Origin of the sequence: Xanthomonas euroxanthea (genome assembly GCF_903989455.1) — a bacterium.
In the GTDB taxonomy this organism is placed as follows: domain Bacteria; phylum Pseudomonadota; class Gammaproteobacteria; order Xanthomonadales; family Xanthomonadaceae; genus Xanthomonas; species Xanthomonas euroxanthea.
On the sequence record NZ_LR861803.1, the window covers coordinates 2,393,542 to 2,409,286 of the forward strand.

General features: G+C 65.2%; 12 protein-coding genes. All 12 read right to left on the reverse strand.

The features are described 5' to 3' along the window. Positions 1-3: 3 nt before the first annotated feature. The 12 genes from fliI to H7A86_RS10195 all read right to left on the reverse strand — a co-directional run bounded on the left by fliI (position 4) and on the right by H7A86_RS10195 (position 15,744). Complete coding sequence (gene fliI, locus H7A86_RS10140; RefSeq protein WP_104582703.1) at positions 4-1,386, reverse strand: flagellar protein export ATPase FliI; 1,383 nt, start codon at positions 1,384-1,386, stop codon at positions 4-6. Next, positions 1,383-2,003, reverse strand: a complete 621-nt coding sequence (locus H7A86_RS10145) for a FliH/SctL family protein (protein WP_104582702.1) — start codon at positions 2,001-2,003, stop codon at positions 1,383-1,385. The genes fliI and H7A86_RS10145 overlap by 4 nt, the downstream gene beginning before the upstream one ends. After that, positions 2,000-2,989, reverse strand: coding sequence for a flagellar motor switch protein FliG (gene fliG / locus H7A86_RS10150; protein WP_016904678.1), 990 nt, complete (start codon positions 2,987-2,989; stop codon positions 2,000-2,002). The genes H7A86_RS10145 and fliG overlap by 4 nt, the downstream gene beginning before the upstream one ends. Before the next feature lie 10 nt (positions 2,990-2,999). Beyond that, on the reverse strand, positions 3,000-4,730 hold the full coding sequence (gene fliF / locus H7A86_RS10155; RefSeq protein WP_104582701.1) for a flagellar basal-body MS-ring/collar protein FliF: 1,731 nt from the start codon (positions 4,728-4,730) through the stop codon (positions 3,000-3,002). A 13-nt stretch (positions 4,731-4,743) separates the two neighbouring features. Next, entirely contained in the window at positions 4,744-5,115 is a 372-nt protein-coding gene (gene fliE / locus H7A86_RS10160; protein ID WP_164737138.1) for a flagellar hook-basal body complex protein FliE, read from the reverse strand. Between the two features lie 506 nt (positions 5,116-5,621). Then, the gene (locus H7A86_RS10165; RefSeq protein ID WP_119132105.1) at positions 5,622-9,131 is read right to left on the reverse strand and encodes a glycosyltransferase; all 3,510 of its coding nucleotides are present in this window, start codon (positions 9,129-9,131) and stop codon (positions 5,622-5,624) included. A 210-nt stretch (positions 9,132-9,341) separates the two neighbouring features. Further along, entirely contained in the window at positions 9,342-10,109 is a 768-nt protein-coding gene (locus H7A86_RS10170; protein ID WP_119132014.1) for an FkbM family methyltransferase, read from the reverse strand. Then, entirely contained in the window at positions 10,106-10,969 is an 864-nt protein-coding gene (locus H7A86_RS10175; RefSeq protein WP_232099310.1) for a 3-deoxy-manno-octulosonate cytidylyltransferase, read from the reverse strand. The genes H7A86_RS10170 and H7A86_RS10175 overlap by 4 nt, the downstream gene beginning before the upstream one ends. Further along, on the reverse strand, positions 10,899-12,173 hold the full coding sequence (locus H7A86_RS10180) for a hypothetical protein (RefSeq protein WP_119132012.1): 1,275 nt from the start codon (positions 12,171-12,173) through the stop codon (positions 10,899-10,901). The genes H7A86_RS10175 and H7A86_RS10180 overlap by 71 nt, the downstream gene beginning before the upstream one ends. Before the next feature lie 292 nt (positions 12,174-12,465). Continuing rightward, positions 12,466-13,989: an FkbM family methyltransferase gene (locus H7A86_RS10185; RefSeq protein ID WP_119132011.1), complete on the reverse strand. Its 1,524-nt coding sequence runs from the start codon at positions 13,987-13,989 to the stop codon at positions 12,466-12,468. Beyond that, positions 13,986-14,609, reverse strand: a complete 624-nt coding sequence (locus H7A86_RS10190; RefSeq protein WP_119132010.1) for an LbetaH domain-containing protein — start codon at positions 14,607-14,609, stop codon at positions 13,986-13,988. The genes H7A86_RS10185 and H7A86_RS10190 overlap by 4 nt, the downstream gene beginning before the upstream one ends. Then, entirely contained in the window at positions 14,599-15,744 is a 1,146-nt protein-coding gene (locus H7A86_RS10195) for an aromatic ring-hydroxylating oxygenase subunit alpha (RefSeq protein ID WP_119132009.1), read from the reverse strand. The genes H7A86_RS10190 and H7A86_RS10195 overlap by 11 nt, the downstream gene beginning before the upstream one ends. Between the last annotated feature and the right edge of the window lies 1 nt (position 15,745).

A 15,745-nucleotide genomic window follows, 5' to 3' on the forward strand; every position in this document is an offset into this window, starting at 1 on the left:
GGATTAGTTCTCGGGTTCGACCAGCCGCTGCAACGCGGACAGGCTGTCTGGCAGGTCGGCGGCCCGGTGGACGTCCTGGCCGAGGAATTCGACGATCTCCGGCCAGCGCGCCAATGCTTCGTCGGTGGCCGGATCGCTGCCGCGCTGGTAGGCGCCAATGGCGATCAGGTCGCGGTTGGCGGTGTAGGCCGACAGCAGCCGCTTGAGCTTGCGGATGCGCAGGCGCCAGGTGTCGTCGGCGATGTCCTGCACCACACGGCTGACCGAGGATTCGACGTCGATGGCCGGGTACAGGCCGCTGTCGGCAACCCGGCGCGAGAGCAGGATGTGGCCGTCGAGAATGGCGCGCGCGGCGTCGGCGATCGGGTCCTGCGGGTCGTCGCCTTCGGTCAGCACGGTGTAGAAGGCGGTGATCGAGCCGCGCCCCTTGGCGCCGTTGCCGGCCCGTTCGACCAGCGCCGGCAATTTGGCGAACACCGACGGCGGGTAGCCGCGGGTGGTCGGCGGCTCGCCGACCGACAGGCCGATCTCGCGCTGCGCCTGGGCGAAACGGGTCAGCGAGTCCATCAGCAGCAGCACGTTCAGGCCCTGGTCGCGGAACCATTCGGCGATGGCGGTGGCGCGGTAGGCGCCATGCAGGCGCGCCAACGGCGGGCGGTCGGCCGGGGCGGCCACGACCACGGCGCGGCGCAGGCCTTCTTCGCCCAGGGTGGTTTCGACGAAGTCGCGCACTTCGCGGCCACGTTCGCCGATCAGCCCGACCACGATCACGTCGGCCGAGGTGAAGCGGGTCATCATGCCGAGCAGTGTCGATTTACCGACGCCGGAGCCGGCGAACAGGCCCACGCGCTGACCGCGGCCGATCGGCAGCAGTGCGTTGATCGCGCGCACGCCGACATCCAGCGAGGTGGTGATCGGCTCGCGTGCCAGCGGGTTGATCGACACGCCGGCCATGCTGACGCTGCCTTCGCCGCGGATCGGGCCCTTGCCGTCCAGCGGGGTGCCGTCGCTGTCGATGACGCGGCCGAGCAGGCCTTCGCCCACTTCCACGCCGCCGCGGCGCCGCGACGGCACCACGCGGGCGTTCGGCAGCAGGCCATGCAGTTCGGCGCTGGGCATCAGGTAGGTGCGTTCGCCGGCGAAGCCGACCACTTCGGCATCGACCCAGCCGCCGTCGACCTCGACCTTGCAGGTGGCGCCCATCGGCGCCTCGCAGCCGGTGGCTTCCAGGGTCAGGCCGACCGCGCGACGCAGGATGCCTTCGCGGATCAGGGTTCGCCCGGCCGTGGGCTCCAGCCCGAGGCCGCCCAGGCGGGTGGCCAGGCGCAGGTTGCGCGCGTCCAGCCAGTCGGCCGGGGCCGGGGTGGCGCCCAACAGGTCGCTCACAGGCCCGCTCCGGATTTGCGCATGACCGTCTCCAGCGCGGCCCGCAGGCGCGCATCCAGTGTTCCGTCCACGCGCACGCTTTCGGCGTGCACGCGCAGGTCGCCGCGGCTCAGGCTCAGGTCCGGGGCCACGCGGGTGGTGCTGCTGGGCGCCAGATGCGGCAGCAGCGCGGTGATGTCGTCCGGGTGCAGGCGCACTTCCACTTCGCGGCCGGCCCCGCCGACTGCGTCGATGGCCTCGTGCACCAGCTCGGCCAGCAGCTGCGGGTCGGCCTGATAGGCACGCCCGACCAGCGAACCGGCGATGCGCACGGCCAGCTCGCCGAGCGCGCCGACCACTTCGTTCTCCAGCCGCGCCAGCGGGCGGGTGAAGTTGTCCAGGATGCCGTCGATCTGCGCGGTCAGGCGGCGCACCTCCGACTGGCCCTGGGCAAAGCCGTCGGCATGCCCGCGCGCAAAGCCTTCCTGCTGGGCGGCGTCTTCGATGGCCTGGATCTCTTCCAGGGTCGGCGGACGCAGCACCGGCTCGTACACCGCCGGCTCGTCGAATTCCGGCTCCGGCGGGGCCGGCTCCAGGTGCAGGTCGGGGGCCAGCCAGCGGGTGACGATGTCGGTCATACCATCGCCTCCGCACCGGCACCGCCCAGGCTGATGGCGCCTTCGTCAGCCAGGCGGCGGACGATGGTGAGGATTTCCTTCTGCGCCGCTTCCACGTCGGCCAGGCGTACCGGGCCGCGCGCTTCCATGTCCTCGAGCAGGATCTCGGCCGCGCGCTGGGACATGTTGCGGGTGATCTTCTCGCGCACCTTGACGTCGGCGCCGCGCAGGGCCAGCCCCAGGCGCTCGCCGGAGACTTCGCGCAGCAGCGTCTGCAGGCCGCGGTCGTCCAGGTCCACCAGGTTGTCGAACACGAACATCAGGTCCTGGATCTTGCCGGCCAGGTCGGCGTCGATCTTGCCGATCTCGCCCAGCACGCCCTGGTCGGCGCCGGTGTCCAGGAAGTTGAGGATGTTGGCGGCCACCTTGATGCCGCCCACGTTGGACGACTTGAGGTTCTGGTTGCCGGAAAACTGGCGCTCCATGATGTCGTTGAGCTCGCTCAGCGCATTGGGCGGGATGCCGTCCAGGGTGGCGATGCGCAGCAGCACGTCGGCGCGGGTGCGCTCGGGCAGCAGCTTCAAGGCCTCGGCGGCCTGGTCGCTGTCCAGATGCGCCATGACGATGGCGATGATCTGCGGGTGCTCGTTGCGCACCAGGTCGGCCACCGCGCGCGGGTCCATCCACTTCAGGGTGTCCAGGCCGGTGGTGTTGCGGCCGAGCAGGATGCGGTCGATCAGGCCACCGGCCTTGTCGGCGCCCAGTGCCTGGATCAGCACGTTGCGGATGTAGTCGTCGGCGCCCACGCCCAGCGAGGTCTTGCCGGCCAGTTCGCCGTTGAACTCGTCCATGACCTTCTCGACCTGGTCGCGCGAGATGCCGGTCATGGTGGCCATGGCGATGCCGATCTTCTGCACCTCCTTGGGGTCCATGTGCTTGAGCACTTCGGCGGCGTCGCTTTCCCCGAGCGACAGCAGCAGCACGGCGGCGCGTTGTACGCCGGTCATCGGTGGTGTATCAGGCTTCACTGGCGACCCATCCCTTCACGACTTGTGCGACACGTTTTGAATCGGCTTTGACTGCTTCGCGTGCGAGGCGCATGCGTTCTTCGTAGGCGTCCGGCAGCGCGATCGGGGTCTTGCGGTCCTGACCGAGCTGGGCGGTGTCCTCTTCCAGGCGCGGCATCAGGTCGTCATCGTCGACCATCCGCACGTCGGCGCTCTGCGGAGTGCCATCGTTGCCGCCCTTGGCCTGCTTTTCCTTGATCGCGGTCACGCCGGTGAGCTGGCGCAGGGTGGGGCGCACCACGCCGAACAGCAGCGCCAGCACCACCACCGCACCGACCAGCAGGCGCAGACCGTTCTGCACGCGCGGGTCTTCCCACCACTTCGGACCTTCCTCGCCGGCCACCGCTTCGCGCACGAACGGGGCGTTCATCACCGACACCGTGTCGCCACGGGCCGCGTCGAAGCCCACCGCCTGCTTGACCAGGCCCTCGATGCGGGTGAGCTCGGCCGCCGTCAGCGGCTGCTCGACCATCTTGCCCTTGGCACCGGGGCGCGGGACGTTGTCCAGCAGCACCGCCACCGACACCCGCTTGATGCGGCCGGCCGGCTGGCGGGTGTGTTGCAAGGTCCGGTCCAATTCGTAATTGCGGGTGGCGCTCTTGGAACTTTCGGTCGGCGCGGCCGCTGCGGCGGCCTGGCCATTGGCAGCGGCCGGGGTGCCCGGTGCGCCGGCAGTGGCGTTTGCGGCTGGCGCCGGCGGCTGGCCGGGGCTGTTGCTGGTGGCGCCCGGCGGGCCCTGCGGGCCGGTGGCGCTGGTGCTGGTGTCGCTGACCTGCTCGCTGCGCAGCTTGGCCGGCTCGCCGTTGTAGAGCTCGCGGGCTTCCTCGACCACCGAGAAGTCCATGTCCACGCTGACTTCCGGGTTGACCCGGCCCGGGCCGGTCATCGGCTCGAGCAGCTCGCGGATACGCTGGTTGTAGGAGCTTTCCTGGCGACGCACCTGTTCGAACTGGGCGGCGTGCTGGGCGGCGTCGCTGTTGGGATCGGCGATGGAGAGCATGCGGCCGCTCTGGTCGACCACGGTGACGCGCTCGGGGGTCATGTCCGGGATGCTGGAGGCGACCAGGTTGACGATGGCGTCGACCTGGTTGCGTTCCAGGCCCTGGCCACCGCGCAGCTCCAGCACCACCGAGGCGCTGGCCACGTCACGCTGGCGGGTGAAGGCGCTGGGCTTGGGAATGGCCAGGTGCACGCGGGCTTCGCGCACCGGGCGCAGGGTGCCGATGGTGCGCGACAACTCGGTTTCCAGGGCGTGCTGGTAGCGGGCGTTTTCCACGAACTGGCTGACGCCGAAGCCCGGGTCCTTTTCCATCAGCTCGAAGCCGCCGCCGGTTTCCTTGCCGGTCAGGCCGGAGCCGGCCAGCTTCAGGCGGGCGTCGTACAGACGGTCCTGCGGCACCGAGATGGCGCCGGTGTCCTGGTCGATCTTGAACGGGATCTGCGCGGTGCGCAGCAGGTCGGCCGCCTCGGCATTGCCCTTGTCGTCCAGGCCGGTGTACAGCGACTGGTAACCGGGTTTCTGCGACCAGAAGAACACCGCCAGACCGGCCGCCACCGCCACGGCGATCATCGCCATCATGGTCAGCTTGCGGGTGATCTGCAGGCTGCGGACACGGTCGAACCATTGCCCCGCCTTTTCGGCGTTCTGGTTCATGTTTTCTTTGGTGATCGCGAGTGCCATGTGTCGTCAACCCTTACAGCGGCATGTTCATGACGTCCTGATAAGCCTGGACGAGACGGTTGCGGACTTCCACGGTGGCGCGGAAGGCCACCTGGGACTGCTGGGAGGCGACCATGACCCGTGCCAGATCGGCATTGGGGTCGCCCATTTCGAAGGCCTTGGCCAACGCACCGGACTTCTGCTGGGCCTCGTTCACGCCGCCGATGGCGCCGCGCAAGGTCTCGCTGAAGCTCGGGGCCTGGGTGGCCGGTGTTCCCTGCGTGCCGGCCAGCCCCTGGATCTGGTTGCCGCGCGCCGCATCGCCCACCGCACCCATCGGGCCTTGGCCCATCTGCGTCTGGTAGCTGCGGATCTGCGAGAGGATGGAGGTAACGGAGTCGCTCATGGGTGCGGTCAGCCAGGGAGGCATCCACACCAATGCAAGCGGCGTGCCGAAACTGCGCCGGGATTCCGGCGCGGGACGTTCCTGGGGCGCCTGTCACGAGCACGTCGCAGCGATTCCGGCCCCCATCCGCCCTTCGGGCACCTTCCCCCGCACGCGGGGGAAGGGAGCCGATGGTGGTCAGCTGCAGTGCACCGACAGATCACGCGCAGCCAAGGTTTTCCCTTCCCCCGTCACGCGCAGCCAATGCTTTCCCTTCTCCCGCGGGCGGGAGAAGGTGGCGCGCAGCGCCGGATGAGGGCAACACCGCCAATTGCCACCCGGCTGCAGGTACGGCAGCGCGCGGCGCTGGAGTGTGGTCGCACGCCCCCATCCGCCCTTTGGGCACCTTCCCCCGCACGCGGGGGAAGGGAGCCGGCAGGCGACCAGTGGCAGTGCAACCGACAGCTCACACGCAGCCAGGCATCCGTTCTACCGCAAGGGGGAGAACGCTGAAGCGGCGTGCCAGGCTAGTCGGGCAACCAGGCCGCCCGCCAGGTATCCAGGTTGCTGCCGCGCAACATCCAGTCGCGGCGCACCACGTCACGCAATGCCGCGCCTTTTGCTGCCGAAGCGGCCGGGTCGGCAAGATGGTCACGGATCGCGCCGATCCAGTCGCGGTAGCGGTTCTTCACCAGGGTCACCGGCAGGCCGCCCTGGTAGCAGCGCACGTCGCTGGCGATGACCGGGTAGCCGCAGGCGCCGTACTCCAGCAGGCGCAGATTGCTCTTGCACTCGTTGAACAGGTTTTGTTCCACCGGCGCCAGCGCCAGGTCCAGATCCAGCGCCGCCAGTGCGGCCGGGTAGTGGTCGATCGGCACGCCGGGCTGGAACTGATGGATGTGCTGGCGCAGTGCGAACGGATACATCCCCATGAACACCCATTCGACCTCGTCGGCCAGCTCGCGCACCACATCGGCGATCAGTTCCAGGTCGCCGGTGTGGCTGGCGCCGCCGGCCCAGCCGATGCGCGGCTTGCCGCCCTGGCGTTCCTTACGGTCGGACCGCGCGGGCAGGTGTTCCCACCAATGCGGCGGCAGGCGGTTCTCGGCCACGCGGATGTCGCTGTGCAACCCGGCGAATGCCTCGGCCAGCGCCTGGGTGGACACCACGAAGCGGTCCACCATGCCCAGCCCACGCCGCACTGTCTTGAGAATGTCCTTGGGCATGTGCTCGCGATGCGCATTCTTCAGGGGCAGGTTGGGCAGATAGTCGTCCAGCTCATAGACCTTGAACGCGCGCGACAGCGCCTGCATCCGCCGCATCGCTTCCAGTCGCGGCTCGCCGACCTGGCGTTGCAGGATCACCACGTCGGGATCCTGACGCGCCAGCTCGCTGATCTCCAGATAGCCGTTGAACAGCACGCCTTCGACCATGCCGGCCTCGCGCAGGGCGCGCAGCGGCTGGATCACCCGATAGTGGCCGCAGCCTTCGACATCGGCGGGCAGCGCGATCATCGTCGGCAGCGGTCGCCACGACTGCAATGGCCGCCAACTGGCGCGCGGGTCGGCCAGCTGGAAGCCGGCGCCGGGATCCAGCGAGAAGCCCGGGTTGTAGGCCGGGTCGTTGGCCATCACCGGTAGCCAGCGCGCATACATCGCTTCTTCGTCGAGTGCGGTGGCGGGCGTTGCGTCGGGAGGATCGATCAGCAGCTGCGCGCGCGCGGCGTAGACATTGAGATAGCCGGCCTGCTGCAGGCGCAGGCACAGATCGACATCGCTCCATTGCGCCAGCGCCGGCTCCTGCGCAAAGCCGCCGGCATCCAGGAACAGCTGGCGCGGCAGCATCAGGCATTCGGCACTGAGCGCGCTGTAGTTCTGATCCAGCTGCAGGCGTTGCAGATAGCCGGAGTCGTCGAACGCGGCACCTTCGAACGCGCGTGCTGCCGGTGCCCCCAGGCCCAGCAGCAAGCCGGCGTGATGCACGGTGCCGTCACCGCGCAGCAGCTTGCCGGCCACCGCGCCGACCTCCGGGCGCAGCGCGTGGTTGAGCAGCTGCGCCAGCCAATCGGCCTTGATCGCAGCGGCGCCCGCTGCCAGCCACAACAGCAGCTCCCCACGCGCCTGCCCGGCCGCGGCATTGCAGGCCGCCTCGCGCGAGGGCGCACCGTCGAAGCGCAGCACGCGGATCTGCTGCAGGCCAAGGTTGTCGATGCCCGCCAGCCAGTCGCGCAGCGCCGGCTCGGCGCTGTCGCCGCGATCCAGCAACAGCAGCTCGTAATGCGGGTAGCCGGTGTTGGCGAGCACGCTTTCCAGGCAGCGTTGCAGCTGCGCCAGGCGTCCATCCACCAGCACCAGAATGCTGACCAGCGGCTGCTGTGCATGGCGGTAATCCACCGCGTGCCGGCCGGGGCCGTTGCTGTCCACCACCGCGTCCACGTATCCGCGCGCGGCAAGATGGCGGCTGATGGCGCGCTGCTGGTCTTCGTCGCCATGCCGCGTGCTGGCCGATGCCACCAGCAAGGGTTCGGCGATGTGCTGGACGCAGGCCAGGCCGTAGCGTTCGACCAGCCCCAGCTGGTAATCCAGTTCGAAGGCGTCGCCCGTTCCAGCCGGAAAACCGCCATCGGCAACCAGCGTAGAGTGCCGGAACAGCCAGTGCCGCGACATCGTCGACGGCGCACTCAGCAACATGTCCAGGTATAGCCCCGGCCGCATCGCCAGCCCCAGCTGACCGCCGTCCAGCGCGACCACTTCATCGGCGTAGATGGCCTGACACGTGTCCGGCAGCGCAAGCATCTCCAGCGCCACGACCAGCAGGCCGCTGGCGGTGAACAGGCTGCCGGCCTCGACCAGCAGTACCCAGTCGATGGACTGTTGTGCGGCGATGGTCCGGTTGAGCGTGGACACCAGCCCGTCCGGGCCGACCAGCACACCGCGCTCGCCGTGCTCGGCGGCCTGCTGCGGGGAGCTGCTGAGCACCCAGGTCTGCTGATTCGGATAACACGCCACCGCTGCCAGGCTGGCCTGGGTTGCGGCCACCGCTGCCGCATCGCCAGTGTCGTCGATCAGCATCACTGCGATCTGCGGGCCGCCCGCATGCGCCTGCAAACGCGCATCGATCAAGGCGCGCTGCACGGTGCTGGGATGCCGCACCCCCAACCAGGTGGCCGGCGACACGCGCTCGGCCAACCCCGCGCTCTGCATCAACGCATTGACCAGATCCACCGACTTGAACACGCGTGCCTTGTGCGGGCTGAGCGGGGCGACGCGCACCTGGCGGTTGTCGCCACTCTCGCGCCGCCAGCCCAACTGGCGGATGCCCTGGCGCAGATCTTCGTGGCCCTGGTCGCCGACCCCGACCTGATCGCGGCCGGCCTGACTGAACTGCGCGCTGGACACGCGAAAATGCGTGAGCGGGCTGGACAGCAAGGCCAGGTTGCCGTGACGCAGCAGCTTGACGTAGATCGCCAGATCGCCGACCCAGTGGATGGCCTTGCCATTCAACATCATCAGCTCGCCACCCAGCGCCGCCAGGTCGGCGCGCCGTGCAAGCACGCAACTCGGCTCGCCGATGAAGTTGATGGCATGGTCGGCCAGGAACGACACCAGCTCCGGCCCGTCGATCAGCACATCGTCGGTAAACGGGAAGCTGGTGGCCAGGATGTCCGGCAACGGCGCACCGTCATCGTCGATCCGCAGCCGGCGCGAGGACGCCAGCGCGGTGCCGGGGTTGCGTTCCATCGCCGACACCAACTGCGCAATGCAGTCCGGCTGCAGCACATCGTCGTCATGCAGGAACTTGACGTATTCGCCTTGCGCCAGGCCGATGCCCTTGATGGTGCTGCCGAGTTCGCCCAGTCGCGTCGGATTGCGGTGGTAGCGGATCGGGAAGGGAGCGCTCGCCAGGCGCGGCGCCAGCACAGCCTCAATCGCGCCATCGCCATTGTCGTCGCAGATCACCAGTTCCAACGCCGTGTAGGTCTGCGCCAGCACGCTGTCCAGCGCCTGCGCGACATAGCGCGGCTTGTAGGCCGGCATGACGATGCTGACCAGGGCGTTGGGCGTCATCGGCGATCGATTGGCTTGAACAGTCACAGGTGGATCCAAGGCGCGGAACGGGGAGGGCGGGGCGCCCATCGTGCGCCAGTAGATAGCGCACCTGGGTGGGGTTCAACCTAGCCGGTCATGCAATAAGCGTGCCGTCGGTGGTGCGGTGGCAACCTGACCGGCAGGGGCACGCAGTCGCCCTTATGGCTGAGGACGATCTCGCGGTTGTGCTGAGTCTTTGCGATACACCACCTCGATCCAATCGGTACGCAAGCTCTTGGGGTTCTTCGACAGTTTGGCGATGTCCCACAACGAAAAGCCGGCCGCCTGCATCAGGTTGACCACGTCGACGAAGCTGTTGGTCTTGCCGTAGAAATCGTAAAGGCCGATCTCGATCACTGCGCAGTCGGTGTGCTGCAGGATCGCAGTTGCACCCTCCAGCACCTGTCGCTCGAACCCCTGCACATCGATCTTGAGAATATGTACCTGGGCGATCCCCAGCAAGACGCAGGCATTGTCGAGGGTGGTCTTGCTGACCACAATTTCCTCGTTCGTCGCCTGCCGCGCATAGCCGAGCGAGTCGGTGGAATCCGCGTTGATCGGCAGCAACCCGCCCAGGTGCGAGATGCTCTGCCGGTAATAATGACCGACTTCTTCCTTCTCGCCCAATGCAACGCACATGGCGGTCGTGCCGAACTGTGCAGCCACTTTTTCCAGCTCGGCAAAATTCTGCGGATCTGGCTCGAACGAATACATCTGGCAATCCGGATAGATCGACTTGAAGTGCCGGATCGACTCGCCGCGATGCGCACCCACGTCCAGCACCACCGGCGCGTCGGTCTTCAGTAACTGGTCGAAGAAGCGACGTGGCGAATACGCCTGGGCATGCGCCTGGTTTCTGAGATCGGATGTGCCGCAGATGGGCGAATGCATGCCGGGCTGCGTGTCGGACGTCTCATCCTGGCTCATGGCGCGTTCTGCTCGCCGAGCTGCATCATGCGCAGTGCTGCTTCCACCCGCACTACATCAGCCGGCGTATCCACCGCGATCGACTGGTTGCTCATCTGCACCATGCGCACTTCGAAGCCGAGTTCGAGAAAGCGCAGGATCTCGATATCCTCGACTTCTTCCAGGGGCGTCTTGCAAGGCACCGATGCAAACGCCTGCAATGCCTGCCTGGGAAACGCATAGGCGCAGACCTGCCGCCAGGCGTGCCGGAACTCGCCTTGCTTGGTGACCGGGATTGCCGCGCGCGACATGTACAGCAAACGCCCATCCGGGCGAACGACCACTTTGGGCACGCTTGGATTACGGAACTCGTCGATGTTGGCGACCGGGCAGTAACCGTTGATCACATGACCCGGCGCTGCTGTCGCAGCGTCTATCAGCAGGCGTAGGTCTTGTGGATTGAATAGCGGATCGTCACCCTGCACATTGATGTAGGTGTCCACGTCGAGCTGTTGTGCAACTTCGGCAACGCGATCGGTGCCGGTCAGGCAGGCACCGGATGTCAGCAGGGTGCGGATGCCGGCCTGCTCGCAGGTACGTTGAATCACATCGCAGTCGGTGGCGACCAGAATCTGCTCGGCCGGCGCCGCCTTGGCGCATTGCTGATAGGTGCGCACGATCATGGGCACACCGCCCAGCTCGATCAACGGTTTTCCGGGCAGGCGCGAAGAGTCGCGTCGCGCGGGGATGATGATGGCGTAAGTCATAGAAGCCTCCTGGCAACCGATGGCGTTGAGTGGCGAGGGTGGCTCAGCCAACTCTGCCTTGCCAAAAATCGGTGGAGTTGAGCTCCAGCTGGCTGACTGCCTCGGCAGCCTCAAGTACCGCATCGGTGTCAGTGAACAGCCGGTTCCACAAGTCCGTCGAGAAACCGTAGCTATTGTCGCGCGCTACATTGAACAACGACACGAGCTTCAATGACGTCCAGCTCATCTGTGGCTCCAATGCCAGCAGACGGGACTTTGCAAAACGGTAGCTGTCGACCAGGGTCTCGGCCTGAAATCCGAGCTGGCGTGCGTAGCTCTTCCACAACGACGATTCGAAGGCGTATTGGCTCAGCTGTTGAAAATGCCGATCGGGTGCAAGTTCGTTCATTGGAGAAAACTCGTCGTCCGCATAATTCGCCGGTCGCGGATCCTCTGGCATCGACCACAACGCCAGCATGTCCTGCGTCCTGCCAAGCATGGCTTTCTCGGTGAAAAGGAACGGGATGTTTCGAAACCCTGCTCCCAAAGAAATTGCGATTTTTCCTTGATTGCGTTTGCCTCTGAAATGGACATTGATGGCGTCGTGCGTTGAGCCGGTCAGCACGTTGTCGCTACGGCAACGCACCGCAAACGCGATGCCTTGCTCGGCCAGATGCTCCACGCCCAGACGTGCGGAACGCAGCACCGCATTGCGGTAGTGCAGGCCCAGGTTGTCCGGCTGAGGCACCAGAATCAGCTTATCCAGCCAGGGCCTGCAGCGGTCCAGTAGCGCACTTGGTTGGTGGTCCCAGGTCACCATGCACTGGTACGCCCAAGGGAAACGCAGACGATTCCAGGCCAGCACCAGGGGCGTAAAGTCGAACGCTAGCCCCTGCACGAAGATGCCGGTATCCGGCTTGGTCAGTTGTCGCGACAGTTGCAGCTCGGGCAACAGGCGCGAGAAATCCTGCAATTCCTGCAATAGTGCAACGCTGACCTGGCCGTATTCGACGGCACGTACCGTGCGGAAACGGCCATGTGCCTTTGCAATCTGGTTCATCACCTCTGCGGCGTGATTGGAGAAGATGACGATCAGCACATCGTCGACCGATTCCTCCTCCAGTGCCGAAGGTGGTCTGACCGGCAGGCCATGGACAGTTGTGCCCTGATTCTCCGGCCGCGGACAGATGGTGTACTGCAAGTTCAACTGCTGGGCGATGGCTGGATAGAAATCACGGAAGAATTGTCCTGCCCCCCAGCCGATCAACTTGGTGTTGCGCAGATTCAGTCCTGGATATTTGATCGTGGCTCGCTCGATCGAGCCGACTGCTAACGCCATGACAGGGCTTCCTTATGTACTTTGCTGGTCTTATCAGTGTCATTGAATTCGGAGATGCTGTTGTTCTTCGTCGAGCAGCATCGCGCCGATTGCGATTGCGATTGCGATTGCGATCATCCAGCGCCATGTCACGATCGAGTCGGCGACATGGCGCTGGGCGCCTGACGGGTGCGGCGTAGGCGGTCATCGTCGGGCAAAGCGGGCCGTGCACATCGCGACGATTTTTTTCAAGCCCCCCGCGTTGCGGGCGTCAGTCATCGCTCCATCTCTCAAGTCGTGAGTTTCCCCGGGCTTACTCCGCCCAGGGCGGCGGTGCGGCACCGGCCACGGGCGATGCATACAAAACGAGGTCGTAGTAGTGGCCGGGAGAGTGCTGGCGTAGACGGAAGTGATAGCCATCGACCAGTTTGTCCAGTTGCTCCACGATATCCAGCAGATCCTGGGCGTAGTGGTATACACAAATGGCCATGCGGGGGCGCTGGGTACGGATGAGGTGAGATGCGCCTTCCAGTGCCCTGGCCTCGAACCCTTCGATGTCCAACTTCAGTAGGGTGAGCTTTTCCAGCTCGTCGTCCAGGCGTGTCGTAGCCACGGAGATTCCGCCATTTGGCGATACATGGCTGGAAACGGTGCCGGTCTGCTCGAAGCGCAGCGTCGTCTGTTCGTTGGAGATGGCTTTCTTTATGGCCCTGAAGTTATGCGGGGAAAGGGGGAGGGTGCTGGCGATGCCCTCCAATTTCTGGAAGTTGATGCTATCGGGTTCAAAGGCGGTGATGCTTTCATAATGATGGCGGGATGCTTCTAGAAACTTGTGCACGATGGGGCCCTGGAAGGCACCGCCATCGCAGAAATGTTCACGCCGACCCAGCTGGAATGTGCTGCTATCGGCGTATGTTGAAAAGTACTCGTTGATCGGCGTCGCCCAGCAATCCAACAGGAGGCTGGAGTTGTAGGTCAGGCGGAACAACAGGTTGCTGTAGAGCGTAAAGACGCTGAGATCGTCGTCCAGTCGATCGGCAAGACGCAGGAATTCGTCCAGGCGCGCAAGCGTCCGCTGACGGTATACCCGGGCAGGCTCGTATACGGCGGGCAGCCCACAGTGCGCAACGGCCAGGCAGGCATCCACCCTTTCAATGCCTGCTTGTTCGCAGAGCTTGCGGGCAAGACCCGATTCTCCAGGGCTGTAGGAAAAATCGATGGCCAATGCCTGGGGATGCTGAGCCGCTTGTTCAATGAACTGGCGCGAGCTCCAACGCGGCACGCCATGAACGGTGTCGCTGTCGCTTGGCTGGTCATCGACGGCGGCAATGACATGGCTGGAGCGCTGGACGATCTTTGGGCCATAAATCTCGCCAATGCCCGAGCGCGGATGGAGCAGAAAGAGGGGGCGTTGCTCGAAGCGTGGGATCAGCGGATCCAGGCAAGGCGCAATGCTCAGCTGCTCGATGCCCGCGCTGGTACAGAGGGCATTTGCAAACGCCCGACCGCGCGGGCTGCAAGAGAAATCGATAGCGATCGCATCGGCGTACTGCCCTGCCTTGGCAAGGAATTCCTGACTACTCCAGCGCGGTGCGCCGTGAATGCGGTCCAGGTGGATGCTTTGGTCATCAATCGCGGCAACCACATGGCGCAGGTCGGCAACGACGCTGGGGCCATGCACCACGCCAGCATAGGACTCGGGAGCGATGAGGAAGGCAGGGCGGCCGGCAATCGCGGGCAGGCGCGCGATGACATCTTCGAGTACGGGGCGCTCCTGCTCCGCAATTCGGAGAATCTGTTGGCGAAGCTGCTCATTTCTTGAGCTCATGAACGTCATCTCTCGTAGGTATGAATAGGGGCGTCGTAGCGCGCGTCGAAATAGGTCTTGGCAGGTACGTCCTCGCAGTAGACGCGCGGCCAGCCAAGTTCGCAGCTTCGTCCCACCTTGACGCCACCGCGCACGATGGCGCCAGTCCGCAGGATGCTATTGCCGCCGATCTCGACGCCCGCGCCGACGTGCACACCGTTCTCTATCCAGCATGACGATTTGACGCGGCATGCCGGTCCGAGGTGCGCGCCGGCATGGATGACGGTGTTGTAGTCGATCCTGCACCCGTGCCCAATAACAGCATGGGCACCCACGAATGCGTTGAGTCCGATGACCGTGTCAGCGCCGATGGTTGCGCTGGGGTGGATGAAGGGCTCCAGCTTGAAGCCACGTTCCATTGCTGCCTGCATCAGTTCCATGCGCTTGAAGTTGCCGAAGCGTTCGTCGAAAGCCACGAACATGGCCCCTTCGGTCGGATTCAGCCCATCCAGCACGCCAAGATCGAACTCGTGTCCCGCGTCTTGTGGCACGTCGACCCTGATGACCGTCTCGTCCTGCCGCGTCTGCTTCCAGGCGTGAAAGGCCAGGTCGAGGTAGTCGCTGCTGCCGATGATCCACCTAGATTTCATGTTCGGTTTCCATCAGCGTCGTGTACCAGCGTTCGACCAGGCGATTCATGGATTCATAGGCTCCCTGGGTAGGTAGCGGAGCGTCTGTGTGCAAGGCCGCCTGCACCCGCTCCATGATGTCCACGTCTTCGCCTACCACCACCTTGCTGCCGTGCATCTGTGCCAGTAGCACTTGGCTGGAGGAACCGTAAGGCTGTTTCCTGCGTGCGCTAAACCAGTAAATTTCCAGGTCGGTCTGGTCCGGCGCGACGGGAATGTGGTGTTCCAGGGTGAAGGAATAGCCGCCGTTAGCACTGGCGATATGCAGGTTTGGGAAGGCAAGCCAATTGAAGTAGGCGTCCTGCTTGCCCCAGCGTTCCACTTTCTCGTGCCAGCCGAAATGCTGAAGGCTGGGGATGGCGGCTTCCGGGCCGCCGAAACTGAAGCGGCGCATCTCGCGCCTCAAGGCAGCGGGCGAGCTGTCTCGCAACGCTTCCATGGACTCCCTGGCTTGTTCCTCGTTCACCTCGGGAGTGAAGCTGACGCTCTTGGCCAGTGTCTTGGGGTGGACGAAGCGCGGGTGATTGGCATCGCGAAGATTTTCGTAAGCGAGTTTCCAGTTGTACCGGCCACGCCACGTAGTCACCATGACCTCGGTGTCATAGGCATTGGAACTGCTTTCCAGCAAGGCGATGAAGTCTGCCGAAAACTGCTCCTCGATCGGCATCGGGTCGGGATCGAGGTTGACGAACAGCAGGTTGCCCACCTCGCGCAGGGCGAACTCCCGCAATTTCAGGCCGCGTCTTTCTTCCTCGTCGAAGCCATACACAGCCGCGCACTCGGGGATGTTCTCAACCCGACCGTCTGCGTCGTACTTCCATGCATGGTAGGGACAGACCAACGGGCGCTTTCCCACCGCAGTGGTCTGCAGCAGCGCGCTGCGGTGCAGGCAGACGTTCTCGAACGCGCGCAGGCGGCCCTGGAAGTTCTGGATCAGCACCGGAATCCCAGCGAGCCTGCGGGTGATGAAGCAGTTGTTGTCGGGCAGCAGCGTCTTCAGCCCGGCAAACAACCAGGCCTTGCGAAAGATCTTGCGCTGTTCGCGGGCGAAGATGTCCGTCGACAGGTAGTAGCTGGGGTGCATTCGCGATCGCATC

What these genes read in the sequence shown, in the direction of transcription:
- H7A86_RS10145 (WP_104582702.1), bottom strand. Translation starts at nt 2,003, where the DNA reads ATGACCGACATCGTCACCCGCTGGCTGGCCCCCGACCTGCACCTGGAG.
- fliG (WP_016904678.1), bottom strand. Translation starts at nt 2,989, where the DNA reads ATGACCGGCGTACAACGCGCCGCCGTGCTGCTGCTGTCGCTCGGGGAA.
- fliF (WP_104582701.1), bottom strand. Translation starts at nt 4,730, where the DNA reads ATGGCACTCGCGATCACCAAAGAAAACATGAACCAGAACGCCGAAAAG.
- fliE (WP_164737138.1), bottom strand. Translation starts at nt 5,115, where the DNA reads ATGAGCGACTCCGTTACCTCCATCCTCTCGCAGATCCGCAGCTACCAG.
- H7A86_RS10165 (WP_119132105.1), bottom strand. Translation starts at nt 9,131, where the DNA reads ATGCCGGCCTACAAGCCGCGCTATGTCGCGCAGGCGCTGGACAGCGTG.
- H7A86_RS10170 (WP_119132014.1), bottom strand. Translation starts at nt 10,109, where the DNA reads ATGAGCCAGGATGAGACGTCCGACACGCAGCCCGGCATGCATTCGCCC.
- H7A86_RS10180 (WP_119132012.1), bottom strand. Translation starts at nt 12,173, where the DNA reads ATGGCGTTAGCAGTCGGCTCGATCGAGCGAGCCACGATCAAATATCCA.
- H7A86_RS10185 (WP_119132011.1), bottom strand. Translation starts at nt 13,989, where the DNA reads ATGACGTTCATGAGCTCAAGAAATGAGCAGCTTCGCCAACAGATTCTC.
- H7A86_RS10190 (WP_119132010.1), bottom strand. Translation starts at nt 14,609, where the DNA reads ATGAAATCTAGGTGGATCATCGGCAGCAGCGACTACCTCGACCTGGCC.
- H7A86_RS10195 (WP_119132009.1), bottom strand. Translation starts at nt 15,744, where the DNA reads ATGCGATCGCGAATGCACCCCAGCTACTACCTGTCGACGGACATCTTC.